Annotated in this window: 20 protein-coding genes; 14 read left to right on the plus strand and 6 right to left on the minus strand. The window is 71.3% G+C overall.

Going from position 1 to position 22,782, the window contains the following annotated elements:
- Nucleotides 1-41 precede the first annotated feature (41 nt).
- The 5 genes from JHE00_RS05905 (at nucleotide 42) to JHE00_RS05925 (ending at nucleotide 4,786) form a co-directional block, all read left to right on the plus strand.
- Nucleotides 42-539 carry a hypothetical protein gene (locus JHE00_RS05905; RefSeq protein ID WP_200315462.1) on the plus strand — a complete coding sequence of 166 codons (498 nt, stop codon included), beginning with the start codon at nucleotides 42-44 and terminating at the stop codon, nucleotides 537-539.
- A complete protein-coding gene (locus tag JHE00_RS05910; protein WP_200315464.1) occupies nucleotides 539-1,654 on the plus strand; it encodes a peptidoglycan-binding protein in 1,116 nt (371 codons plus the stop codon). The genes JHE00_RS05905 and JHE00_RS05910 overlap by 1 nt, the downstream gene beginning before the upstream one ends.
- A complete protein-coding gene (locus JHE00_RS05915) occupies nucleotides 1,651-2,346 on the plus strand; it encodes an ABC transporter ATP-binding protein (protein WP_200315466.1) in 696 nt (231 codons plus the stop codon). Before JHE00_RS05910 ends, JHE00_RS05915 begins: the two co-directional genes overlap by 4 nt.
- Nucleotides 2,343-3,536, plus strand: coding sequence for an ABC transporter permease (locus JHE00_RS05920; protein WP_307831829.1), 1,194 nt, complete (start codon nucleotides 2,343-2,345; stop codon nucleotides 3,534-3,536). The genes JHE00_RS05915 and JHE00_RS05920 overlap by 4 nt, the downstream gene beginning before the upstream one ends.
- A 134-nt stretch (nucleotides 3,537-3,670) precedes the next feature.
- The gene (locus JHE00_RS05925; protein WP_200315468.1) at nucleotides 3,671-4,786 is read left to right on the plus strand and encodes a glycosyltransferase; all 1,116 of its coding nucleotides are present in this window, start codon (nucleotides 3,671-3,673) and stop codon (nucleotides 4,784-4,786) included.
- Nucleotides 4,787-4,796: 10 nt separating this feature from the next.
- Here the strand turns inward: JHE00_RS05925 and JHE00_RS05930 are convergent, their stop codons facing one another.
- Nucleotides 4,797-5,732, minus strand: coding sequence for a helix-turn-helix domain-containing protein (locus tag JHE00_RS05930; RefSeq protein WP_200315470.1), 936 nt, complete (start codon nucleotides 5,730-5,732; stop codon nucleotides 4,797-4,799).
- Nucleotides 5,733-5,833: 101 nt separating this feature from the next.
- On the opposite strand from JHE00_RS05930, the gene JHE00_RS05935 reads away from it, so the two are divergent.
- Entirely contained in the window at nucleotides 5,834-6,892 is a 1,059-nt protein-coding gene (locus JHE00_RS05935) for a saccharopine dehydrogenase family protein (protein WP_200315472.1), read from the plus strand.
- On the opposite strand, the gene JHE00_RS05940 is transcribed toward JHE00_RS05935, so the two are convergent.
- From JHE00_RS05940 to JHE00_RS05955, 4 genes are read right to left on the minus strand one after another with little or no spacing between them, the layout of a single operon-like run.
- Nucleotides 6,876-7,550, minus strand: a complete 675-nt coding sequence (locus tag JHE00_RS05940; RefSeq protein ID WP_200315474.1) for a class I SAM-dependent methyltransferase — start codon at nucleotides 7,548-7,550, stop codon at nucleotides 6,876-6,878. The two genes, JHE00_RS05935 and JHE00_RS05940, sit on opposite strands and share 17 nt — an antisense overlap.
- Before the next feature lie 15 nt (nucleotides 7,551-7,565).
- Nucleotides 7,566-9,017 carry a short-chain fatty acid transporter gene (locus JHE00_RS05945; protein ID WP_230422814.1) on the minus strand — a complete coding sequence of 484 codons (1,452 nt, stop codon included), beginning with the start codon at nucleotides 9,015-9,017 and terminating at the stop codon, nucleotides 7,566-7,568.
- Nucleotides 9,018-9,031: 14 nt separating this feature from the next.
- Complete coding sequence (gene lhpI / locus JHE00_RS05950) at nucleotides 9,032-9,961, minus strand: bifunctional Delta(1)-pyrroline-2-carboxylate/Delta(1)-piperideine-2-carboxylate reductase (RefSeq protein ID WP_200315476.1); 930 nt, start codon at nucleotides 9,959-9,961, stop codon at nucleotides 9,032-9,034.
- 52 nt (nucleotides 9,962-10,013) lie between these two features.
- Nucleotides 10,014-13,355, minus strand: coding sequence for a molybdopterin-dependent oxidoreductase (locus tag JHE00_RS05955; protein WP_200315478.1), 3,342 nt, complete (start codon nucleotides 13,353-13,355; stop codon nucleotides 10,014-10,016).
- A 105-nt stretch (nucleotides 13,356-13,460) separates the two neighbouring features.
- Between JHE00_RS05955 and JHE00_RS05960 the strand changes: the two genes are divergently transcribed.
- Nucleotides 13,461-14,123 carry a GntR family transcriptional regulator gene (locus tag JHE00_RS05960; protein WP_307831830.1) on the plus strand — a complete coding sequence of 221 codons (663 nt, stop codon included), beginning with the start codon at nucleotides 13,461-13,463 and terminating at the stop codon, nucleotides 14,121-14,123.
- 221 nt (nucleotides 14,124-14,344) lie between these two features.
- Complete coding sequence (locus tag JHE00_RS05965; RefSeq protein WP_200315482.1) at nucleotides 14,345-15,283, plus strand: dihydrodipicolinate synthase family protein; 939 nt, start codon at nucleotides 14,345-14,347, stop codon at nucleotides 15,281-15,283.
- Here JHE00_RS05965 and JHE00_RS05970 read toward each other — a convergent pair.
- Nucleotides 15,243-15,929 (minus strand): GntR family transcriptional regulator, encoded by a 687-nt coding sequence (locus JHE00_RS05970; RefSeq protein WP_200315484.1) that lies wholly within the window; start codon nucleotides 15,927-15,929, stop codon nucleotides 15,243-15,245. The genes JHE00_RS05965 and JHE00_RS05970 overlap by 41 nt on opposite strands.
- Nucleotides 15,930-16,061: 132 nt before the next feature.
- Here JHE00_RS05970 and JHE00_RS05975 point away from each other — a divergent pair, with 132 nt between their 5' ends.
- From JHE00_RS05975 to JHE00_RS06000, 6 genes are read left to right on the plus strand one after another with little or no spacing between them, the layout of a single operon-like run.
- Nucleotides 16,062-16,835 carry an SDR family oxidoreductase gene (locus tag JHE00_RS05975; protein WP_200315486.1) on the plus strand — a complete coding sequence of 258 codons (774 nt, stop codon included), beginning with the start codon at nucleotides 16,062-16,064 and terminating at the stop codon, nucleotides 16,833-16,835.
- 18 nt (nucleotides 16,836-16,853) lie between these two features.
- Nucleotides 16,854-17,960, plus strand: coding sequence for a mandelate racemase/muconate lactonizing enzyme family protein (locus JHE00_RS05980; protein WP_200315488.1), 1,107 nt, complete (start codon nucleotides 16,854-16,856; stop codon nucleotides 17,958-17,960).
- A gap of 52 nt (nucleotides 17,961-18,012) precedes the next feature.
- Complete coding sequence (locus JHE00_RS05985; RefSeq protein WP_200315490.1) at nucleotides 18,013-19,785, plus strand: ABC transporter permease; 1,773 nt, start codon at nucleotides 18,013-18,015, stop codon at nucleotides 19,783-19,785.
- Entirely contained in the window at nucleotides 19,782-20,828 is a 1,047-nt protein-coding gene (locus tag JHE00_RS05990) for an ABC transporter substrate-binding protein (RefSeq protein WP_200315492.1), read from the plus strand. Before JHE00_RS05985 ends, JHE00_RS05990 begins: the two co-directional genes overlap by 4 nt.
- A 4-nt stretch (nucleotides 20,829-20,832) precedes the next feature.
- Nucleotides 20,833-21,981, plus strand: a complete 1,149-nt coding sequence (locus tag JHE00_RS05995; RefSeq protein WP_200315494.1) for an ABC transporter ATP-binding protein — start codon at nucleotides 20,833-20,835, stop codon at nucleotides 21,979-21,981.
- Between the two features lie 26 nt (nucleotides 21,982-22,007).
- A complete protein-coding gene (locus tag JHE00_RS06000; protein WP_200315496.1) occupies nucleotides 22,008-22,781 on the plus strand; it encodes a fumarylacetoacetate hydrolase family protein in 774 nt (257 codons plus the stop codon).
- Nucleotide 22,782 lies beyond the last annotated feature (1 nt).

Consider the following 22,782-nt stretch of genomic DNA (forward strand, 5'->3'; position numbering starts at 1 on the left):
CTGGCACCCGTCAGACGAACACCGAGAAGGAGCACCACACCATGACGCAGCCGAAGAACCGCGCCTCGAAGCTCGCCCTGTTCACGGCGGCTCCCCTGCTCATCGCACTGCTGAGCGGGTGCGGCGGCGGATCCGGCGACGACGCGAGCTCGACGGGCGGCCAGTCCGGGTCGCAGGAGCCGTCGGCGTCGGCCTCGTTCGAGGACTACCAGCTCGACCTCGCACAGTGCATGCGCGACCAGGGCATCGACATGCCCGACCCCAGCGGGGGCAGCGTGGAGCTCAAGGGCGGGGACTCGGCCGCCTTGCAGCAGGCCATGGAGACCTGCCGCGAGAAGCTGGGCCCGCCGCCCGCGCCGGACGGCGGCCCCGCACTGACCGACGACGAGCGGTACGAGCAGCAGCTCGAATCCGCGAAGTGCTTCCGCGACAACGGCATCGAGGTGCCCGACCCGAAGCGCGGTGAGGCGAGCGAGATGGTGGACGCGCCCGCCGACATCATCGAGAAGTGCACCGCACAGCGCACCGGGGCCAACTGATGTCCGAGGACGACGCCACCGGCCCGCGCCGCGCGCGACGCCCCCGCCGCAACGTGCTGATCGCGCTCACCGCAGGTGTGATCGCGGTGGGCGCGGGAGCGGGGTTCGGCATCACCGACGCCGTCACCGCGAACGCCGACGAGGGTGACACCGACGCTCCGAGGGCCTACGACGGCACCGCCGAGGAGATCGTGCGCGGCGACCTCTCGGGCAGCACGACCGCCTCCGGCACGCTCCGGTTCTCGGGTGGGCGCAGCATCGAGTCGGCCGGGAACGGGATCCTCACCGGACTGCCCGCGCCCGGCTCTCTCGTCCGGCTCGGCGACCGGCTCTACGCCGTCGACAACGTCGGGGTGTACCTGCTGCGCGGTGACCTGCCCGCGTGGCGGGACTTCGAGACCGGCATGGCCGACGGACCCGACGTGCGGGCGCTCGAACACAGCCTGCGCGAGCTCGGTTTCTTCGACGGTGAGCCCGACGAGGAGTTCACGTGGCTCACCGCGAACGCGATCGAGCTGTGGCAGAAGGACCTGGGCGTCGAGGTCACCGGCCGCCTGCCGCTGGGCTCGGTCGTGTTCACCCGCGGCGACCTGCGGATCGGCAACCTCACCGCACAGGTCGGCGACCGCGTCGCGCCCGGCGCCGGCCTGTTCGAGACGACCGGCACCACCCAGGTGGTCGACGTCGACCTGCCGCTGGCGGACCAGCGGCTCGCGGCGAAGGACAAGCCGGTGCACCTGCGGCTTCCCGACGGCGCCGAGACCACGGGCACGATCTCGTCGGTCGGCACGCCCACCGAGAAGGAATCCGCCCACGGCGGCGGCGACACGGTCATCCCCGTGGTGATCACCCTGGACGACCCCGACGCCGCCGGGTCTTTCCAGGAGGCGTCGGTGACCGTCGACATCCCGAGCGAGACGCGCGAGGACGTGCTCTCCGTACCGGTCGGCGCGCTGCTCGCGCTGGACGCGCGGCGGTTCGGGATCGAGATCGTCGGCCGCGACGGCGGCACACGGAAGGTGCCGGTGACCACCGGGCTCTTCGCCGGCGGCCGCGTCGAGGTCTCCGGCGACGGGGTGCGGGCGGGCGAGCGAGTGGTGGTGCCGAGCCGATGACCGAGATCGTCTCGCTCACCGACGTCCGCCGGTCCTACGGCGAACCGCCCGTGCACGCGTGCGACGGGGTGTCGCTGACGCTGCACACGGGCGAGTTCGTCGCCATCGTCGGGCCGAGCGGGTCCGGCAAGTCGACGCTGCTCAACCTGATCGGCACACTCGACCGCGCCACCGCGGGCACCGTGCGCGTCGACGGGGTCGACGTCGACGAGCTCGGTGACCGGGCGCTGTCCGCGCTGCGCGCGCACCGGATCGGCTTCGTCTTCCAGCAGTTCCACCTCGCCGAGGGCGTGAGCGCGCTCGACAACGTGGCCGACGGGCTGCTCTACACGGGCGTGCCGCGCGCCGACCGCCAGCGGCGCGCCGCGGCGGCGCTCGACCGCGTCGGGCTCGGACACCGGCTCGGACACCGGTCGCACGAGCTCTCCGGCGGCGAACGCCAGCGCGTCGCCATCGCGCGGGCCGTCCTCGGTGAGCCGCCGCTGCTGCTGGCCGACGAGCCGACGGGCAACCTCGACTCGGCCTCCGGCGAGCGGATCGTCGAGCTGCTCGGCGAGCTCAACCGGGAGGGCACGACCGTCGTGGTCATCACCCACGACCTCGAGCTCGCCGAGCGGATCCCCCGCCGGATCGCCGTGCGCGACGGCAGGGTGCGCAGTGACTCGGCCGAGTGGGAAGGTGCCGCCGCGTGAGCACGAGAAGGACACCCGCGTCCCGGCTGCTCGGCCGCGACGTGGTCCGCCTCGGGATGGCCGGGCTGCGCGCGCGGCCGGCCCGCGCGATCCTGTCCGCGCTGGGCATCGCCATCGGCATCGCCGCGATGATCGCGGTCGTGGGGATCTCGTCGTCGAGCCAGGCACGGTTGAACGACGAGCTCGCGCGACTCGGCACCAACCTGCTCACCGCGACCGCGGGCAAGGACCTGCTCGGCAAGGACACGAAGCTGCCCGAGGACGCCGTGGCCAAGGTGGGCATGGTGGACGGCGTCGAGTCGGCCAGCAGCACCGCCGCGCTGCCAGAGCCGGTCTACCGCAGCCCACTGTCCGATCCGGACGCGACGGGCGGCATCACGGCCACGGCGGCCGACACCGCACTGCTCGACGTGGTGTCGGGCACGCTGCGTGCCGGGAACTGGCTCAACGAGGCCACCTCGACGTATCCGGCCGTCGTTCTCGGACAGACCGCGGCCGAACGCCTCGGCGTCGCCTCACCCGGCACGCAGGTGTGGCTCGGCGGCCGGTTCTTCACCGTCGTGGGGATCCTCGACCCCGTCACGCTCGCGCCCGAGCTGGACAGCACCGCACTGCTCGGCGAAGACGTCGCGAAGGAACTGTTCGGTTTCGACGGCAGTCCGACGACCGTCTACGAGCGCTCGGCCGACGAGGCGGTGGGCAGCGTCCGTGAGCTGCTCGGTCCGACGATCTCGCCGGAGAGTCCCGAACAGGTCGAGGTCTCGCGGCCCTCCGACGCGCTCGCCGCGAGGAACGCGGCCAACGACGCCTTCACCGGTCTGCTGGTCGGACTCGGCTCGGTGGCCCTGCTCGTGGGCGGGATCGGGGTGGCGAACACGATGATCATCGCCGTGCTCGAACGCCGGCGCGAGGTCGGACTGCGCCGAGCGCTGGGCGGCACCCGCAAGCACATCCTCCTGCAGTTCCTCGCGGAGGCGTTGCTGCTCTCGGCGCTCGGCGGCGTGGTGGGCTGCGGTATCGGCGCGGCCGTGACGGGCGCGCTGGCGTTCGGCAACGACTGGCCGTTCACGATGCCCGCGGTGGCGCCCGCGGCCGGGCTCGCGGCGACCCTGCTCATCGGCGCGGTAGCGGGCTTCTACCCCGCCGTGCGGGCGGCGAGGACCCCACCGACGGCCGCGCTGAACTCGTGAGCCGCACCGGCACGGGTGACCTGGTTGGCGTCGTGGGTCCGGTGAGGGGAACACTGACCCCGAACCAGGCCTCGTGCGCCGCGGCCAGAGCCCGCGCCGGGGGCACAGCGACTGTTGTAGCAATGGAGATACACGTGCGGGTTCTGTTCAGCGCCCTGCCCCTCCACGGGCACCTGCTCCCCCTGTTACCGCTCGCGCGGGCGGCCCACGCCGCCGGCGCGAGCGTGACCGTGGCGACGCACGAGGGGTTCGCGCCCGTCGTCGGCGACCTGCCGTTCACCCCGTGCGGGCCGTCCTTCGAGGAGATCGGCATCGAGTACGCGCGCCGGCACGACGGCGCGACGCCGAGAGACCTCGCCGAGGTCGGCGCGATCGTCGACATGTTCGTCGACACCCGGATCGACCTGACCTACGAGCGGGCGCTGGCCGTGGCCAGGCAGCACCGGCCCGATGTCGTCGTCGGCGACACGGTCGACTTCGTCGCTCCGCTGGTCGCGGCCGCGCTCGGGGTTCCGTGGGTGCCGTTCAGCGTCACCACGGCGCTGCCGCCGGACCTCGAGGACGCGTTCACCGGCGCACTGCGGCGCCGCCTGCGCCGGCTCGACCTGCCGCCCATCACCCGCACGGCGCTGGTCGACGTCTGGCCGTCGTGGCTGCAGGCCGCGGGCTTCGTCGCGCCAGCCGACTCGCTCGCGATCCGGCCCAAGGCACACCACGGCGACGCGGAGTTCGCGCCGAGCTTCCCCGGGCGCGAACAGCTGCCCACGGTGGTGCTCTCGCTCGGGACCGTGGTCACCGACCAGTCGCTGCTGAAGGCGGCGCTGCACGACGTGCTGAGACTGGACGTGAACGTGGTCGTGACCACCGGGGCGGGCGCGGATCCGACCACGTTGGACGCTCCGGCGGACCGCGTGCACGCGACCGGGTTCGTGCCGATGGACCGCCTGCTGCGCGACGCCGCGGTCCTGGTGGGCGCGAGCGGAGCGGGCACCACGCTCGGAGCGCTCTCGCGCGGCGTGCCGATGGTGCTCATGCCGATGGTGGCCGAGCAGCACGTCATCGCCGAGCAGGTGACGTCCTTCGGGGCGGCGACCCTCTGCGCCGTCCCGGACGAGGTGGCGGCCAACGTCAGTCTCGTCCTCGAGGACGAGACCTTCCGCGACTCCGCCCTCACCGCGGCGGACCGGCTCGAGGAGCTCGACGACCCCGACGCCGTCTGGTCGCGCCTGCTCGACCTGCTCCCGAGCTAGACCCGCGGCGTCACACCCGGAACGTTCGACGGTAGGCGTCCGGCGGCACGCCGACTGTGCGGTGAAAGTGGCGGCGCAGTGTCGCCGCGCTGCCCATGCCCGCGGCCTCGGCGATGGTGTCGACGCTGTCGTTGGTGGTCTCCAGCAACTCCTGCGCGCGACGGACCCGCTGGATCAGCAGCCACTGCAGTGGCGTGGTTCCGGTGACAGCGCGGAAGTGCCGAGTCAGCTGACGCGAGCTCATGTTCGCCCTGTCCGCCAGTTGCTCGACGGTGAGCGGCTGGTCCAACCGCCGCGTCAACCAGGGCAACAACTCCGCGAGCGGATGACCGTCCCGTTCGGGAACCGGTGTGGTGACGAACTGGGCCTGGCCACCGGCTCGGTGGGGCGGCACGACCAGTCTGCGGGCGACCACGTTGGCGACCGCCGAGCCGTGGTCGCGGCGCACCAGGTGCAGGCACAGGTCGAGCGCCGCGGCCTTGCCCGCCGAGGTGAGCACGCTGCCGTTGTCGACGTAGAGCACGTCCGGGTCGACCCGCACCCGCGGGTAGCGCGCCGCCAACTCCTCCGTGTGGGCCCAGTGAGTGGTCGCGCCCAGTCCGTCCAACAGACCAGCGGCGGCCAGCACGAACGCACCCGTGCACAGGGAGACCACCCGCGCGCCCGATTCGTGCGCCGCGCGAACAGCCTCGACCAGCTCGGCGGGCGGATCCTCGTCGACATCGGCCAGGGCCGGGACGATCACCGTGCCAGCCTGGGTGAGTCCGTCGAGGCCGCGGTCGGGCTCCACCAGGAACCGCCCGAACTGGATGCCGCGGGCGCCGCACACACTCACGTCGTACCAGGGGCCGGGTAGCGCCGCGGGCGGCGAACCGAAGATCTCGTAGGCCAGGGACAGCTCGAAGTGCAGCATCCCGTCGGTCGCGGCGACCGCCACGGTGTTCATGTCGGAAAGTGTACGAGTCCTGTCGTTCCAGACACTGGCGACGGCGTGCCTGCGGGGAAAGGATCTTCCTCGTGAATCACGTCGAGCACACGGGAGCAGGCATGGGAACGGACCGGATCGTGGCGGTGTTCGGCGCCTACGGGCACACCGGGCGGTTCATGGTGGCGGAACTGCGGGAGCGCGGGTACGTCCCGGTGCTACTGGGCCGCAGCGAGGAGAAGCTGCGGGCGATGAGCCAGGCCTGGCCGGGACTCGAGGCACGCCGGGCCACGGTCGACGACCCGGTCTCGCTCGACCGCGCGCTCCGCGGCGCGGCCGCTGTGATCAACTGCGCCGGTCCCTTCGCCACGACCGCCGCGCCGCTGGTGGAGGCCGCGGTGCGCGCCGGCATCCCCTACGTCGACGTGGCGGCCGAGATCGAGGCGAACGTCGACATGTTCGCCCACTTCGCGCAGCGCATCCGCGACGCGGGCACCGTGGTGGTCCCGGCGATGGCCTTCTACGGCGGTCTCGGCGACCTGCTGGTCACCACCGCGATGGGCGAGTGGACGGCGGCGGACGAAGCACATGTCGCCTACGGCCTGGACAGCTGGCACCCCACCGCGGGCACGGTCGAGTCGGGCGTGGTCTCCGGACAACGGCGGAACGGCCGCCGGGTCCGCTACACCGGCGGCCGGCTCGAGTACCACGACGACGCTCCGCCCGTCCTGGGGTGGAACTTCCCCGCTCCGCTCGGCACGCAGCGAGTTCTGGGAGAGTTCACGATGGCCGACGTCGTGACCGTTCCCAGTCATCTGGCCATCCCCGAGGTGCGCACCTACATGACGGCCACGGCGGCCACGGACCTGTCGGCTCCGGATGCCCCGGCACCGAGAGCCGTCGACGAGCGCGGCCGCTCCGCGCAGACCTTCGTCGTCGACGTCCTGGTCCGCTCAGGCGAGACGCGACGCCGCATCTCCGCCACCGGCCAGGACATCTACGCCATCAGCGCGCCACTCGCCGTGGAGGCCGTCGACCGCATCCTCACCGGCCGGACCAGCACCACCGGTGTCGTGTCCGCGGGCGCGGTCTTCGACGCCCCGGACTTCCTCCGCGCGCTGTCCGGGCACCTGTCGGTGCACACCGAGTTCGGCCCCGGCGAGCTCAGTCCACGTTGTTGAGCACCAGGTCGTGGTCCCCGGCCCGACTCACGCGATGCGCCCGGATCACGGCGTCGACGCCGGAACCGGCCGCGGCCCTCGGCCGTTCCTCGGCCACGACGAACTCCCAGTGCCCTGGATCGAGCGCGGCGACCGCCTCATCCACGGAGACCTGCCTCTGACCGGCCGCTGGGGTCGGGTCTCCCGTGGCCGGATCCACCGGGCGGTGCCCGACCAGGAGCAGGGTCCCGCCCGGCGCGACTCCCGAAGCCATCCGCCGCACCAGCTCCCCCACCGGGCCCGCCACGTGCACGTACAGGCAGACCACGAGGTCGTAGTGCTCGGCGGGCGGGGTCCAGGTCCCGAGATCGGCCTCGACCCACTCGACGCGCTCGACGAGTTCGGCGCCCGCCGCCTCGGCCGTGGCGGCGCCGTGCTCCAGCGCCGCTGCGGAGAAGTCGACCGCCGTGACCCGCCACCCGTGCGCGGCCAGCCAGAGGGTGTCGGTGCCGTGCCCGCATCCCGCGTCGAGCGCCCGGCCGGGCGGCAGGTCCGCGGCCTCGCCGGTCAGCTGCGCGTTGGGCGGCCTGCGCGCGACGGTCTCACCTCGTTCGCGCAGGGTCGTCGACCAGAGCCGTTCCCAGAACTCCTGTCGTACGCCGGTGTGGCCATCGCGCACTCACCTCCGCGTCGATCATCCCCCGAATCCGGCAGGGATGACGGGAGGGTGATAGTCGAACGTCGGCGCGAGCAGGGTGAGCAGCCCGAGCACCACCGGGAACAGCACCACGAGGTACAGGAACGTGAAGCCGACGATGTCGCGGGCCTTGAGGGTGAGCACCCCGAGCAGCGGCAGCATCCAGAACGGGTTGATCAGGTTGGGCAAGGCCTCGGAGGCGTTGTAGATCTGCACCGTCCAGCCGAGGTTCACGCCCTGGTCGGAGGCGGCCTGCATGACGTAGGGCGCCTCGATGATCCACTTGCCTCCGCCCGACGGGATGAGGAAGCCGAGCACGATGGAGTAACCGCCGATCAGCAGCGGGAACGCCCACGGCGAGCTGACGCTGGTGAACGCCGTGGCGAGGTAGTGCGAGATCGTGTGGCCGTCGCCGTTGGCCGCCTTGGTCATGATGGCCGCGATGCCGGCGTAGAACGGAAACTGGATGAGCACGCCGCCGGTGGCGGGCACGGCCTTGCCGACCGCGGCGATGAACCGCCGGGGCCGCCAGTGCAGCAGCAGGCCGAGCGCGAGGAACAGCAGGTTGTAGGTGTTCAGGCCGGAGATCGCGACGATCGGGTCCTGCGCGGCGAACTGCTGCGTGGCCCAGCCGCCCACCAGCGCGACGATCACGACCGTCAGCAGCGGGCTGTACTCCAGCCACTCGCCGGGACGCGTGCGGGGCGTGTCGTCCTCGACCGGGTCTCTCGGGTCGATGCCGAGGTCCTCGGCCGTCTTCACGGCTTTGCCGCGCGGGGCGGAGAAGAACGCGACGAGCACGCAGACGACGACGATGACCGCCGCGAGCAGCAGCGACTGCCAGGTGAAGATGGTCTCGCGGAACGGGATGACGCCGGTGATCGGCATGAGCGAGCTCGGAATGCTCTCGGGGTTGGCCTGCAGCTGCGCCGCCGATGAGCTCAGTCCGAGCGCCCAGCTGCCGCCGAGGCCGAGGTAGGCCGCCGCCGACGCCGCCCGGTAGTCCATCCGCAGCGACTCGCGCTCGGCGAGCCGCCGCACCAGCAGCGCGCTGAAGATGAGGCTGAAGCCCCAGTTCAGCAGCGCGGAGAGCAGGCTCACCGCGGCGACCATGGCGATGGCGCCGCGCGGTGTCGACGGCAGCTGCGCGAAGCGGACGATGACGCGCCTGATCGGTTTCGCCGTGGCCACCACGTAGCCGCCGATGGCGACCATCGCCATCTGCATCGTGAACGGGATGAGGTCCCAGAAGCCCTCGCCGAAGACCTCGCTCACCTCGGCCGGCGAGGACCCGATGCCCATCGCCGCGACCGCGACGACGAGCACGACCACCATCGCGAAGACGAGCGTGTTGGGAAACCATCGTTCGGACCAGGCGGCGCTGCGCGTGGCCAGCCTGGCCAGCAGACCGGACTCGGTGTCCACGGAGGACATGTCACTCTTGGTCATCGTCGCTCTCCCGGTCAGTGGTCGTGGCGGTAGGCGAGAGCCGCGGCGGTGAGATCCGCGAGCCCGCTGCCGACGGTCTTGAACACGGTGATCTCGTCGGCGTCGCGGCGTCCGGGAAGCTCGTCGCGGCACAGCTGGGCGAGGTCACCGGCGATCGCCGCGGGATCCAGTACTCCGGCGGCGATCGGCTGGGTGAGGTCGCCCGACTCGTCGCACGCCACCGGTGTGTCGACGTAGACGGTGCCCCGGCGCACGCACTCGTCGTCGGACTCGCGCATGGTGCGGCGGAAACTGCCGATGAGGTCCAGGTGTGTGCCCGGCCGCAGCCACTCGCCCCGGATGATCGGCTCGGTGGCCAGCGTCGCGCACGTGATGACGTCGGCCCGCCGCGCCGCGGCGGCGAGGTCTGCCACCGGTTCGGCATGGTGGCCCTGCTCGCGCAGTTCGGCCGCGAACCGGGCCGCACGGTCCGCGTCGCGGTCGTGGACGAGCACTGTGTCGAGCTCCAGCACGCTCGCGTACGCGGCGGGCACCAGCGAGCCGATGTGGCCGGTGCCCACCACGAGATGCACCCTGCTGTCGGGCCGGGCGAGGTAGGAGGCGGCGAGCGCCGAGGTGGCGACCGTCCTGCGGCGGGTCAGCTCGTTGCCGTCGATCACGGCGAGGTGCTCGCCGGTGACCGCGCTGGCCAGTACGAACGCCGACGACAGCGCGGGCAGGCCCCGTTCGTTGTTGCCGGGGAACACGTTGACGAGCTTGACGCCGAGGAACTCGCCGTCGGTCCACGAGGGCATGAGCAGCAGGGTCGCGTCGGCGTCGGCGTTCACCACGTGGTGATGGCGGGGCGGTGTGGTGGCACCGCGCGCGAACCCGTCCCGCAGGGCGGGCACGAGCGTGGCGAAGGGCAGCGCGAGCGCGGTCTGCTCGGCGGACACGGTCTGCATCAGGCTCCGTTCAGGCAGTGGGTCGAGCGGGGTTCGGGCACGGTTCAGTGGGTCAGGCGTCGAGCGTCACGTCGGTGGTCGGCATCGACTGGCAGGTCAGGCATTGGTCGTCGGGCAGGTCGGCGGTGGTGACGAGATGGGCGACGGAGCCGCTGAGCACGGACACGGCGCAGCTCTCGCACTGGCCGAGGCGGCAGCCGCTGGGCAGCGCGATGCCCGCGCCGCGCGCGAGGTCGAGCAGCGTGCCGTCGGTCTTGCTCCAGCGCACGTCGCGATCGGAACGGGCGAAGCGCACCGTGACGGCGAGATCGTCGGGGATCTCGACCGGCCTGGCCTCGGAGTGGAACCGTTCGGCGAAGATGTCGAACCGGTGGACGCCGCGAGCTCGCAGGCCCTCGGCGAGCTCGTCCACCATCTGGCCGGGTCCGCAGAGGTAGAAGCGGGCGCGCCGCCGGATCAGCCCGGCGTCGACGTGCTCGGCGCGGACCCTCCCCCGGCGGACGTCACCGCGGTCACCGGACGCGGCTCTGCTGTGGTGGTCGACGACGGTGAGATTCCCGATCGCGGCCGCGAGCGACCTGATCCGGTCGGCGAAGACGTGCGAGGCCGCGTCCCGGCTCCCGTGGTGGAGCACGACTTCGGGCACGTCGCCGCCGGAGGACGCCAGTGTCTCCAGGTAGCCGAGGAACGGGGTGATCCCGATGCCGGCGGCCACCAGCACGATCGGTCGCGAGTGGACGGTCGGGATGGCGAACAGCCCACCGGGTGCGGTCACCGCGACCGGGGTGCCCGGCCGCAGTCGTTCGTGCGCGGCCGTGGAGAACCGGCCGCCGGGAACCCGGCGCACGGCGATGTCGTAGGTCTCGCGGCCCGCCTCGTGGGCGGGGCCGGTCAGTGAGTAGCTGCGCTCGACTCCGTCGAAGGCCACCGTGACGTGCTGGCCCGGCCGGTAGGCGGGCAGCGGGCCACCGTCGGCGGGCCGCAACGCGAGCGCGACGACCTCGGCGGTCACCGGGCGAGCCGAGGCGACGACGAAGTCCCGCGTGCCCCGCCACGCGCCGGTGTCCACCGGCCGCACGTCGCACGCCATCGAGCGCAGTGGGACCGAGCCGCTGATGGGGTCGTGGCTGTCGTCGTCGGCGAGCAGGTTGTAGTTGGCACCGCCGTCGCTCAACGGGTCGGAACCGGGCAGTGCGAGGTCGTCGGCCTCCTGCCACCAGCCGAACTCGGCCACCACCACGTCGGTGTGCAGCGTGTCGTCGACGCGGGCGCGCATGCGCACGGTCGCGTTGCGGGTGCTGATGTCCACCCAGTCGCCCTCGGCGATGCCGCGGTCGGCGGCCAGCCGCGCGCTGAGGTCGACCGTCGGCTCGGGCGAACGCTTGCGCAGCGAGGAGATGCCGCGGTGCTGGCTGTGGCAGAAGTACCCGTTCTTCGCACACGTCAGCGTCAGCGGGAAGCGCGGGTCCCACTCGCGCTCCGGGTGCAGGGGCACGGGTGAGTAGCCGTGCGCGGCGAGCCGCTCCGAGTAGAGCTCGACGCGCCGGGTGGGCGTCGCGAAACCGGTGACCGCGCCGTTGTCGTCGGTCTGGGCGTACTTGCGGTAGGTGGTGCGCAGCGGGATCCGCGTGCCCTCCCGGTGTTCGCGCAGCGTCGCGACGTCGAGTCCGAGCGGGGCCAGCTGGTGGTTCCACGCCGCCTCGATGTCGCCGTCGAAGAACCGCTCCCCCAGCCCCAGTCGCCGCGCGAGCTCGAACACCACCTCGGTGTCCGAACGGGACTCGCCGATCGGCGGGATCATGCGTGGCCGGAGCTGGACACGTTCCTGTGCCTGCCGCGTGATCTCGAAGCCCGTCTTGACGGCCTCGCGCTCCCAGGGGCTGTTCACCGGCAGCACGATGTCGGCGAAGCGCGCCGTGGGGTTGCTGAACAGATCGAGGTGGACGGAGAACTCCAGGCCGCGCAACGCCTCCGCGGTGCGGACCGGATCGGGCTGGGACAGCAGCAGGTTGCCGCCGAAGGACACGAGCGCCCGCACCCGGTACGGGTCACCGGTGAGCACGGAGCGGCACAACTCACGCGCCGACACCCAGCCCTGCGCGGGCGGGCCGAGCGGGAACCGTTGCACGCCAAGCGCTTTCGCGCGTTGCTCGGGCGCGAGCTGATCCGGGCTCGTCACGGCGTTGACGGGCAGCTTCGGCAGCACGACGTTGCCGCCGGGCGCGTCGTAGCTGCCCGTCAGCGCGTAGAGGTTCGCGATGGCCCGCTCGGTCTGGGTGGCGTTGTCGTGCTGGCCGACCCCGGACCACGTCGCGTAGGCGACCGAGGACGCCTGGCCCAGGTCGTCGGCGAAGGCGCGCAGCACCCCGGTGCCGACGCCGGTGACGGCCACCGTCCGGTCCACGGGCCACGCCGCGCACGCCTCGGCGTAGCGCTCGAACGCGGGCACGCAGTCGAGCGGGCCGTGGCGGGTCGGCACGCGGTAGCGCCCGCGCAGCGCGAACCGCTCCGGCCGCACGGCCGCGGCCGCGGTGTCGTAGGGCACGGGCTCCTGGGCGTCTGCGTCCCACCCGACGTAGGCGACGGAGCCGGACAGACCGGGATCGAGGTCGCCGGCACGCAGGAACCGGCCGGAGTCGGTGCGCACGAGCAGCGGGCCGTTGCTCCAGGCGCGCACGAACTCGGCGTCGTAGGCGCCCGCGTCGAGCAGGAGCCCGCCGAGGCCCAGCGCGAGCGCGGCGTCGGTGCCCGGCCGCACCCGCAACCAGTGCCGGGCACTCAGCGCGCTGGTCGAGCGCCGGGGGTCGACCACGGCGAGTGGCGCGCCGCCCTCGGCCAGTGCCGCGGACTGCGCCAGCCACGACTTGGCGGGGTTGTGGCCCCAGAGCACGGCGAGGTCGGTGTTCGCGTAGTCCGGCGTCGGCAGGCCGGTGCCGAAGGTGAAGGCGTGCGCGACGTCCTTGTGCCAGTTGCAGATCTCGGTGGAGTAGACGGTGTTCGGGCTGCCGAAGAGCCGGATGAACCGCTCGACCCAGTCGATGGAGTCGGACAGCGGCGTACCACTGGGCGAGGTGACCGAGAAGGCCACGGCCTCGGGGCCGCTGGTGTCGCGGATGTCGCCCAGCCGCTCGGCGATCTCGGTCAGCGCCTCGTCCCAGCTGATCCGCCGCCATCGCGGGTCCGGATCGGACTTGGGCGTGGTGCGGCGCAACGGGTGGGTGAGCCGCTCCGGGCTGTGCACGATCTCCGGTGCCGCGCGGCCCTTCGGGCACATCGCGGCGCCGGTGGGGTGCGCGGGATCGGGCCGCACGTCCACCAGCGAGTCGCCGTCGACCCGGTAGATCGCCCCGCAGCGGGAGCGGCACAGCGTGCAGTAGCCGTGCACTTCGGGCATATGTTACTCCTAAGTAACCGGTTACCGGTTACCGCGCACCGGTGACGAGTAAGATGCATGCCGAGGAGCCCGAAGTCAAGAACGAGGCACAGGGAGACAGCGCGCGTGGCCGAGCCTGCACCGGGTCAACTGGGATACACCAACCTGCGCGACCAGGCGCTGGAGGTGATCAGGCAGGCACTGGTCTCCGGCGAGATCCGGCCCGGCGACATCTACTCCGCCGCCGCGCTGGCGAACCGGCTGGGCGTCTCCAGCAGCCCGGTCCGCGAGGCGATGCTCACGCTCGTCAACCAGGGCCTGCTCGAACCCGTGCGCAACCGCGGCTACCGCGTCGTGGCGATGAGCGAACAGGACCTCGACGACGTCTACGAGCTGAGGCAGCTCCTGGAGGTACCGGGGACGCTGCGCGCGGCCGCCAACGCGACCGACGAGGACCTGGTCCGCCTCACCGCGACGGCCGACGAGATCGACGTGGCGGCCAAGGACGGCGACATCGTCCGCTTCCTGGACGCCGACCGGCGCTTCCACCTCGACCTGCTCGGCCTGAGCGGAAATCGCAGGCTCGTCGAAAGTGTCGCCGCGCTGCGCGACCAGACCCGCCTGTACGGACTGGAGAAACTGGTCGAGTCCGGCAGGCTGGTCGACTCGGCGGCCGAGCACCGCGACATCCTGGCCGCGGTCGCCGACCGCGACGCCGACCGGCTGGAGGCGATCATGCGCGCGCACCTCCGCCACGTGCGGGCCGACTGGGCCGACACCGGCGACTGAGGCGAGGCCGGTCCGGCGTGGACCGACCGGCGACGGCTGGCCGGTGGGACGGACGACGATCTCGTTCACGGCGAACCGGGGCGAAACGATGACCGTCCCCGGCTCCGACGGCCGGTCCAGCTGAGGTCGGCGCCGCCGACCCAACGGAGCAGAGGTCCCGCCCCGACTGATCTCGCGCCGCGATCTTGTCGTCGGTCGAACCAGAGGAATATCGTATCTGTATGTCAGATACTGCGCGTAGCGAACAATCGTCCCCCGCACCGGCCCGGCACGAGCTCGCTCGAGGCATCTGGGGCCTGCTGGCCAGCCCGTTCACCGAGGACGGGGCCTTCGACGACGAGTCGCTGGTGCGACTGGTGACCAGCTACTCCCGTCTCGACCTGGCCGGCATGACCGTGCTCGGCGTGTTCGGCGAGGCCGCCGACCTCACTCCCGCCGAGCGGCGCAGGGCCGTCGAGCTCGTGCACGACACCGCGCCGTCGACCGCGCTGGTCGTGGGCGTGACCAGCCTGGATACCGCGGCCGCCATCGAGGAGATCGGCAACGTGGCCGACGTCGGAGGGCAGGCGATCGACAGCTATCTGGTGCAGCTCAACGACACTGACCCCGACATGGTCGTGGAGCACTTCCGGCGGATCCACGAGGCGACAGGCGCCCGGATCGTGGCGCAGGACTACCCGGCGATCAGTGGCGTCCGGATGACGCAGGAGCAGATCCTCGACGTCGCCGTGCGCAGCCCCGCGGTGTCCGGCATCAAGCTGGAGTCCGTGCCCACGCCGACGAAGGTCGCGTTCCTCGCCGCGCGCACCACCGTGCCGGTGTTCGGCGGGCTCGGTGGGAGCTACCTGATCGACGAGCTCGCCGCGGGCGCGGCCGGTGCGATGACCGGGTTCACCGCGCCCGAGGGGCTGATCGCCTGCTGGCAGGCCTACCTCGACGGCGGGTTCGAGGCCGCGGCCACGGCGTTCGCGCCGTACCTGCCTTTGGTCAACTTCGAGTTCCAGCCCGGCCTCGCGCGCCTGCTCCGCAAGGAGGGCTTCAAGGCCCGCGGCCTGTTCACGACCTCGGTCTCACGAACTCCGGTGCCGGATCCGCCGCCCGGTGTCGCCGACCTGGCGATCAGGCATATGACACGGCTGCCCGCTGCCCCGTCTGCCTGAAGCCGTCCTCGACGAGCTGCTGCACCTTCGACAGGTGCACCTTCAGAGTCCGCTCGGCCACGTCCGGGTCGTGCACGGCGATGGCGTCGGCGATCCGGACGTGGTGCCCCGCGCACTCCCTCGAGTTGTCGACCTGGGGCACGTCCCTGCGCCGCAGGGTGTTGGCCAGGTCCACGTAGTCGGTGACGACGTTGGCGAGCCGCTGGTTCTGCGCGGCGTCGGCCACGGCGAGGTGGAACTCCCGGTCCCGCGCACGGAACGCGGGCCGGTCGCCGGCCTCGACCGCGTCCAGCGACTCCCGCGCGATCCGTGCGATGTCGGTGGCCTGCTGGTCGGTGCGCCGCACGGCGGCCAGGCGCACCGCCTGCGCCTCGAGCGCGATCCGGACCTCGTAGGCGGAGCGGATCGACTCCAGTGACGGCGAGACGACGTAGAGCCCGCGGCGCCCCTCGGGCACCACGAACCCGACGTAGGCCAGCCGGACGAGCGCCTCCCTGACCGGCGTCTTGCTCACCGCGAGCCGCTCGGCGAGTCCGGCCTCCGTGGCGGGCGCGCCCGGCGGGATCTCGGACGTCACGATCGCCTCCCGGATGCGGGCGTAGACCGTCTCGGTCAGCCGCTGCGGTCGTTCGGGGATCGGCTCCACTGGGCCTCCAGGCGGATCAGGGTCGGTCGGGTGCTGGGGTCGAACTCGAGTGTATCCACCACTTCCGCAGATCATATCTCGTATGTACTGTCTTGAGATGTTGTATACCGTATCTGGATCTGAGGAGGTCGGATGACGGCTCCGGTGTCCCTGGTGCTGGCAGGCACTCGAGGCCTGGGCTTCGCCATCGCGGGTGAACTGCTCAAGCGAGGCCATCGGGTGGCGATCGCCTCCCGGTCGGAGGACAACGTCCGCGACGCCGTGGAGCAGCTCGGCTCCTACGGCGAGGTGATCGGGCACGCCACCGACGTGCGCGACGAGAGCGAACTGGCCGGGCTCGTCGAGCGGACCCGCTCCGAGCTCGGACCGGTGACCACGCTGGTCGCCAATGCGGGCGGGCCTACGGTCGGCGGATTCGAGTCGCTCGACGAGGACGACTGGAACTCCGCGTACCAGCTGAACCTGCTCAGCGTCGTGCGCTCCATCCGGCTCGTACTGCCCGACATGCGCGCCGCCGGCTCCGGCCGGATCGTCGCGACCGGATCGTCGAGCGTGCGCAGGCCGCTGGACGGCCTGACCCTGTCCAATGTGTTCCGGCCCGCGGTCAACGGCCTGGTCAAGGACCTCGCGGTGCAGCTCGCGCCGGAGCGCATCACCGTCAACATGGTCTCCGCGGGGCGGATCGACACCGACCGAGTCCGGCGGCTGGACCAGGTGCGTGCCGAACGGGCGGGACTCGACGCCGAGGCGTTCCGCGCGAACGCCCAGAGCGCGGTACCCGCCGGGCGGTACGGCACGCCCGACGAGTTCGCCGCGATGGTCGGTTTCCTCGTCTCCCCCGAGGCCGCCTACGTCACCGGCCAGAGCGTGCTCATCGACGGCGGGCTCGTCCCCACCCTGCCCTGACCACCGGAAAGGCCCATCGTGATCATCACCAAGGTACGAGCCCACCACCTGCGCGACATCCCCATGCAATCTCCCCCGTTCCGGGACAAGCCCAACCGCACGCGCGCGCTGCTGATCGAGGTCGGCACCGACGAGGGCATCACCGGCTGGGGCCTGCACGGCTACGCCCACAAGTCGATCGTCTCGTTCGTCAACGACTACGTGGCCGACATCGTGGTCGGGATGGACCCGCTGCGTCCCGCGCGGGTACAGAACGCGCTGCGCAAGCAGCTCACCGTCCGCCATCTCGGCGCCACGCTGACCAACGCTCTGGCCGGGATCGACGTGGCGCTGTGGGACGTGCTCGGTCAGCACACCGGCCTGTCGGTACACACACTTCTCGGCGGCGCGCACGACCGCATCCCCGTCTACATCACCCACGGCGCCGCCTACGACGACGCGCCGGTGTACTCGGTGGACGAACTCGCGCGTGAGGCCAAGCACCTGGTCGATCTCGGCAACGTCCACATCAAGAACACCGTGGGCAGGCAGGCGGTGCCCGATCCGGAGGACGACTACGTGCGGATGGCGGCCATCCGCGAGGCGGTCGGACCGGACGTGCGGGTGGCGATGGACGGCAACTGCCGGATGACGCTGCCGCAGACGGTCCGGCTCTGCGCGCTCACCGAGGAGCTCAACATCTCCTTCCTCGAGGAGCCGATCCTGCACAACGATCCCGCTCTGCTGCGGCAACTGCGGGCCAAGACCACCATCCCGATCGCAGCGGGGCCGAACCACCTGCACTCCGCGCGCGACCTGCTCGTCGCGGACGCCGTCGACATCATCCAGCCCAACGTCTGCAACGACGCCGGGTACACGGCCGCGCTCGGCATCGCCGAGATGGCCGAGGCGTTCAACGTCCCGCTCGGGCACGGCAACGGCAGCGGACCGCACAACGTCGCGCTCCAGGCCGGAGTCCGCAACGGCCAGATCATCGAGTACCACTTCCACAAGTGGATGGCGTACAACGCGATCTTCGAGAACGTGCCGCAACCCGAGAACGGCTTCCTCACTCCCTCGTCCGAGCCCGGCACCGGCCTGCGCCCGCGCGACGGCCTGATCGCCGAGTACGAGGTCGACCACTGACCCGTTCCCCTCCCCCGCCGGCCGAACCGGCGACGTCTCACCGAGGAGACCCATGGGCAACGACGCCCCGACCGCGGTCGCCGACCGTCCGCCCGCCCCACCGGCGGGCACGCCACCCGCCAGACGGCCCCGGATCGCCCCGATCCGGGTCGTCTTCGTCGTCAGCATCCTGCTGCTGCTCTACTTCGTCGCGTTCCCCCTCGCCGGCATGCTCGTCCAGAGCCTGCGCGACGGCGAGGGCGGATTCGGCCTCGACGGCTACCTCCAGTTCGTCACCGACGAGCGGCTGCTGTCGGCGACCTGGAACACGCTGCTGGTGTCGGCGGCGACCGGTATCGGCAGCGTCCTCATCGCCACCCCGCTCGCGTTCGGCGTGGCCCGCACCAACATGTGGGGCAAACGGCTGGTGCGGCTCGCCGTCATCATCTGCTTCGCCAGCCCGCCGTTCTTGATGACTCTGGCCTACATCTTCATCGCCGGGCCCAACGCCGGATACCTCAACGTGTTCCTGCGGTGGCTGTTCTCGAGTACGGCGACGGAAGGCCCCGTCGACATCTTCTCACTCGGCGGGTTCGTGCTGCTGGCGCTGCCCAACACGGTCGCGCTGGTGTTCATCATCATGCTGCCGGGGTTCGCGAACATGGACTCCTCCCAGGAGGAGGCCAGCCGCATCGCGGGCGCGGGTCCGCTGGAGACGATCCGGCGGGTCAGCCTGCCCAGCATGTACTCCGGCATGATGGCGGGAGGTCTGCTGTCGTTCAGCAACGCGCTGGCGATGTTCGCGACGCCGCAGATCCTGGGCATCGACGTCCTTACGGTGTCGATGCGGCGCTCGATCCTCACCGACGGCGACTTCCGGCTCGCGGCGACGATCGCGGCGGTGTCTGCCGTGCTGTCGATGAGCGTGCTGTTCCTCTACCGGCGCAGTATCCGCGCGGGTGCCAAGTTCCAGACGATCACAGGCAAGGGCATGCGGGTCGGACTGATCGACCTCGGCAGGGGCCGGCACCTGTTCGGCGCGATCGGCCTGCTCTACGTCCTGCTGGGCGCGCTGGTTCCCTACACGCTGATGGTCGCGATCTCGTTCCTGCGGATCCCGACCGACGGGTTCACGCTGTCGAACCTCACCCTGGACAACTACGCGTTCGTCCTCGGTGACGAGGTGATCCAGCTGGCTCTGGTCAACAGTCTGGTGCTGGGAGTCTCGGCGGCCACGGTGATCGCCGTGCTGGGCTTCCTGCTTGCCTTCATCATCACGCGCACGGAGCTTCGCGGGCGGGCCTTCCTGGACTACCTCACCGTGATACCGGTGGGGATCGCGGGAACCGCATTTGCGGTCGGGGTGATCGTGTCCAATTTGGAGACACCGGCGAGAGCACTCGGCCTGTACGCGACGTTGTCGATCCTGCTCGTCGCCTACATCGGGCGCTACATCCCGTTCGGGGTCCGCACCGCACAGGTCGCGCTGCTGCAGGTGTCCAGGGACCTGTCCGAGGCATCGCGGGTGACCGGGGCAAGCCAGCTCCGGACCCTGTGGCACATCACGCTGCCGCTGGTGAAGGGCGGCATCATCTACGCCTGGATCCTCGGGTTCGTACAGGCGTTCGCCGAGATCAGCGCCTCGGCGATCCTGTCCGGGCCCACCACTCAGGTCGCGGCAACCGCGCTGCTCGGGCTGTGGCAGGGCACCGACGGGCTGCAGCGCGCGAGCGCGCTCGGTGTCGTGATGTTCCTGCTGACCCTGATCCTGGTCGCCGCCGCACAACGGCTGAGCGGTCAGGGGGTCGTTCCCAACAGCCCTTCCTCCCGGAAGGAGTCCACATGAGACGCCGCTGGCTCGCCGTGCTCGCCACGGTGCTCACACTGGCCACCACGACGTCGTGCTCGTCGAGCGATCGAGAGGTGGTGCTCTACCAGTCGCTGTCGCCGACCGAGATCGTGCCCATCGTCGAGGGCTTCGAGAAGTACTACGCCCGGACCACCGGCGAGAGCCTGAACGTTCGCTCGTTCCACCAGTCCGGCGGCGACCTGCGGGCCACCGTGGGGCTGGAGGCCAGGGCCGAGTCGGTGCAGGCCGATCTCGTGGTCACCGACATCAGCGACCTGACCGCGCTGGAGCAGAACAACCCCGGGCTGTTCTCGCCGGTCGACGCGGCCGCGCTGCGCGACGACGCGATCAACGACACCGTGCGCGAGCAGGCCGCGGGCTCGGTGGGTGTCATCTCCGGGTTGCAGCCCTACGTCATCTCCTACAACACGCGGCGCGTCCCCGCTGACGACGTGCCCACGTCCTGGGCGGACCTGCTCGGCGACCGCTGGAAGTTCCGCATCGGTATGGGAGATCCCGAAACCACCAACGGGGCACACGTCCCGCTCTGGTACCTGACGCACTACCTGAACGAGCGGATCGGTTCGCCGTTCGGCTGGGAGTTCTACGACCGGCTCGGCGAGCTCAGCCCGCGCACGGCGGGCAGCCACGACGCCGTCCAGGCCTACGTGAACCAGGGTGAGCTCGACGCGGGCATCGTGGGCTACGGCACCGTCGTCACGGCGGCCGAGGACGGCAACCCGGTGGCAGCGGTGCTGCCCGAGGAGGGCGTCGGCGCGCTGGCCATCGCCACCGCTGTGCCGTCCGCCAGCGAGAACGGCGAGATCGGCGCGATGTTCACCGAGTGGCTGATGAGCCCCGAGGGGCAGGCCGCGATGTACGAGGGCACCAACTACATCCCGGTTCGTGACGACGTGGAGACCAGTCCCCCGCCGTTCCCGATCGAACTGGACCTGAACCGGATCCGCCCGATCGACGCCGCATGGGTCGCCGAGCAGCGCGTGGCCAACATCGACCGCTTCCGCCAAGAATTGGGGTGACCGCATGACTGCCAACACGCTCTCCGCGGAGGGCGCGCAGACCTCGGCCTCGGCCGAGGCCGCGGGACTTGAACTGCACGAGCTCCGCAAGTCCTACGGCGACGTCCACGCCGTCGACGGTGTCTCGCTGAGCCTCGAACCGGGGCAGCTGCTCGCCCTGCTGGGGCCCAGCGGCTGCGGCAAGACCACCACCCTGCGCATGATCGCGGGGCTGGAGCAGCCGACCGGAGGCGAGATCAGGGTCGGCCACGAGACGCTGGCCAGCAGCACGCATTCGGTGGAACCAGAGCACCGGGAACTCGGCATGGTGTTCCAGAGCTACGCGCTCTGGCCGCACATGACGTCCTTCGAGAACGTCGCCTACGGGTTGCGCCGCAAGAAGGTCGCGCGCGCCGAGATCACCCGCCGGGTCGAGGAGGCGCTGGAGATCGTCGGCATGTCGGCTTATGGGACCCGGTCGATCACCCAGCTCAGCGGCGGCCAGCAGCAGCGCGTGGCCGTGGCCAGAGCACTCGTGACGCGGCCGAGGCTGCTGCTGTTCGACGAGCCGCTGAGCAATCTCGACGCGGTGCTGCGCGAGTCGATGCGCTTCGAGATCCGGTCGCTGCAGCAGGCCAACGGCATCACGGCGGTCTACGTGACCCACAGCCAGGAGGAGGCACTGACGATCGCCGACGTGGTCGGCGTGATGAAGGACGGCGTGCTCCAGCAGCTCGCGCCGCCGCAGGAGCTCTACGCCCGTCCCCGCACCCGGTTCGTGGCCGGTTTCGTCGGGCTGGCCAACTTTTTCGACGCCACGGTCCTCGGTGCGGAGGGTGATCGCGTCCGAATGCGGCTGGCCGACGGGACCGAGCTCGCCGTTCCCGGCCCGGACCCGCTCGACCGGCCCGCGGGCGCCGAGGCCACGATCGCGCTGCGGCCCGAGCACTTCGACATCTCCACCGATGTCGACCGGAGCACAACCGGGCGGGTGGCACTGCGTGGCGAGGTAGTGTCGTCGATGTTCTCCGGCAACATCATCGACTACTTCGTCCGGATCCCCGGCCATCCCGACGAGATCCGGGTGCAGGACTTCCCGCCACAGCGGGCGAACCCGGGCGAGAACGTGGTGCTGTCCGCGGCGACCGAGCACTGCATTCTCCTCACCGACTGAACCGGCTGACCCGAACGGAGCACTAGATGCGCATCGTCCGATTCTCCGTCGACGGCTCTCCCGCGCGGTTCGGTGTGCTCGACGAGCACGACCGCATCCACGCGCTGGACCGGCTCGACGACCCCGGTTCGACGACCGGCGAGAGCGTGGCAGCCGACGCGGCGACCCTGCACGCGCCGATCCCGCCGACGGGCAAGATCATCGGAGTGGGACGCAACTACGCGGCCCACGCGGCCGAGCTCGGCAACGAGGTGCCCGACCGCCCGCTGCTGTTCTTCAAGCCGTTGTCGGCGTTGGTGGATCCGGGACGACCGATCGTGCTGCCCGCCTTCTCGGACAACGTGCAGTACGAGGCCGAGCTGGTCGTGGTGATCGGCAGGACGTGCAAGAACGTCGCCGAGGGCGACGCCGCGTCGGCGATCCTGGGCTACACCGTCGCCAACGACGTCACGGCGCGGGACATCCAGAAGGCCGACGTGCAGTTCACGCGCGGCAAGGGCTTCGACACCTCGTGCCCGCTCGGCCCGTGGATCGAGACCGACTTCGACCCGAGGGGCGCGCGGGTGCGGGCGCACGTCGACGGCGAGCTCCGCCAGGACGGCACCACCGACCAGCTGGTCTTCGGCATCCCGCACCTGGTCTCCTACATCTCGGCGGCCTTCACCCTGCACGCGGGCGACGTCATCCTGACCGGCACCCCGCCGGGCGTCGGCCCGCTGTTCGAGGGCCAGTCCGTGACCGTCGCGGTGGAGGGCCTCGGCGAGCTGACCAACCCGGTCGTCGCGGAGGGCACCGGATAGC

It is taken from the genome of Prauserella cavernicola, from assembly GCF_016595675.1.
Lineage (GTDB): Bacteria > Actinomycetota > Actinomycetes > Mycobacteriales > Pseudonocardiaceae > Prauserella_A > Prauserella_A cavernicola.

Bases quoted from the DNA above. Each gene is read 5' to 3' on its own strand.
- JHE00_RS05905 (WP_200315462.1), top strand. From the start codon at position 42: ATGACGCAGCCGAAGAACCGCGCCTCGAAGCTCGCCCTGTTCACGGCG.
- JHE00_RS05910 (WP_200315464.1), top strand. From the start codon at position 539: ATGTCCGAGGACGACGCCACCGGCCCGCGCCGCGCGCGACGCCCCCGC.
- JHE00_RS05915 (WP_200315466.1), top strand. From the start codon at position 1,651: ATGACCGAGATCGTCTCGCTCACCGACGTCCGCCGGTCCTACGGCGAA.
- JHE00_RS05930 (WP_200315470.1), bottom strand. From the start codon at position 5,732: ATGAACACCGTGGCGGTCGCCGCGACCGACGGGATGCTGCACTTCGAG.
- JHE00_RS05935 (WP_200315472.1), top strand. From the start codon at position 5,834: ATGGGAACGGACCGGATCGTGGCGGTGTTCGGCGCCTACGGGCACACC.
- JHE00_RS05945 (WP_230422814.1), bottom strand. From the start codon at position 9,017: ATGACCAAGAGTGACATGTCCTCCGTGGACACCGAGTCCGGTCTGCTG.
- lhpI (WP_200315476.1), bottom strand. From the start codon at position 9,961: ATGCAGACCGTGTCCGCCGAGCAGACCGCGCTCGCGCTGCCCTTCGCC.
- JHE00_RS05955 (WP_200315478.1), bottom strand. From the start codon at position 13,355: ATGCCCGAAGTGCACGGCTACTGCACGCTGTGCCGCTCCCGCTGCGGG.
- JHE00_RS05965 (WP_200315482.1), top strand. From the start codon at position 14,345: ATGTCAGATACTGCGCGTAGCGAACAATCGTCCCCCGCACCGGCCCGG.
- JHE00_RS05975 (WP_200315486.1), top strand. From the start codon at position 16,062: ATGACGGCTCCGGTGTCCCTGGTGCTGGCAGGCACTCGAGGCCTGGGC.
- JHE00_RS05985 (WP_200315490.1), top strand. From the start codon at position 18,013: ATGGGCAACGACGCCCCGACCGCGGTCGCCGACCGTCCGCCCGCCCCA.
- JHE00_RS05990 (WP_200315492.1), top strand. From the start codon at position 19,782: ATGAGACGCCGCTGGCTCGCCGTGCTCGCCACGGTGCTCACACTGGCC.
- JHE00_RS05995 (WP_200315494.1), top strand. From the start codon at position 20,833: ATGACTGCCAACACGCTCTCCGCGGAGGGCGCGCAGACCTCGGCCTCG.
- JHE00_RS06000 (WP_200315496.1), top strand. From the start codon at position 22,008: ATGCGCATCGTCCGATTCTCCGTCGACGGCTCTCCCGCGCGGTTCGGT.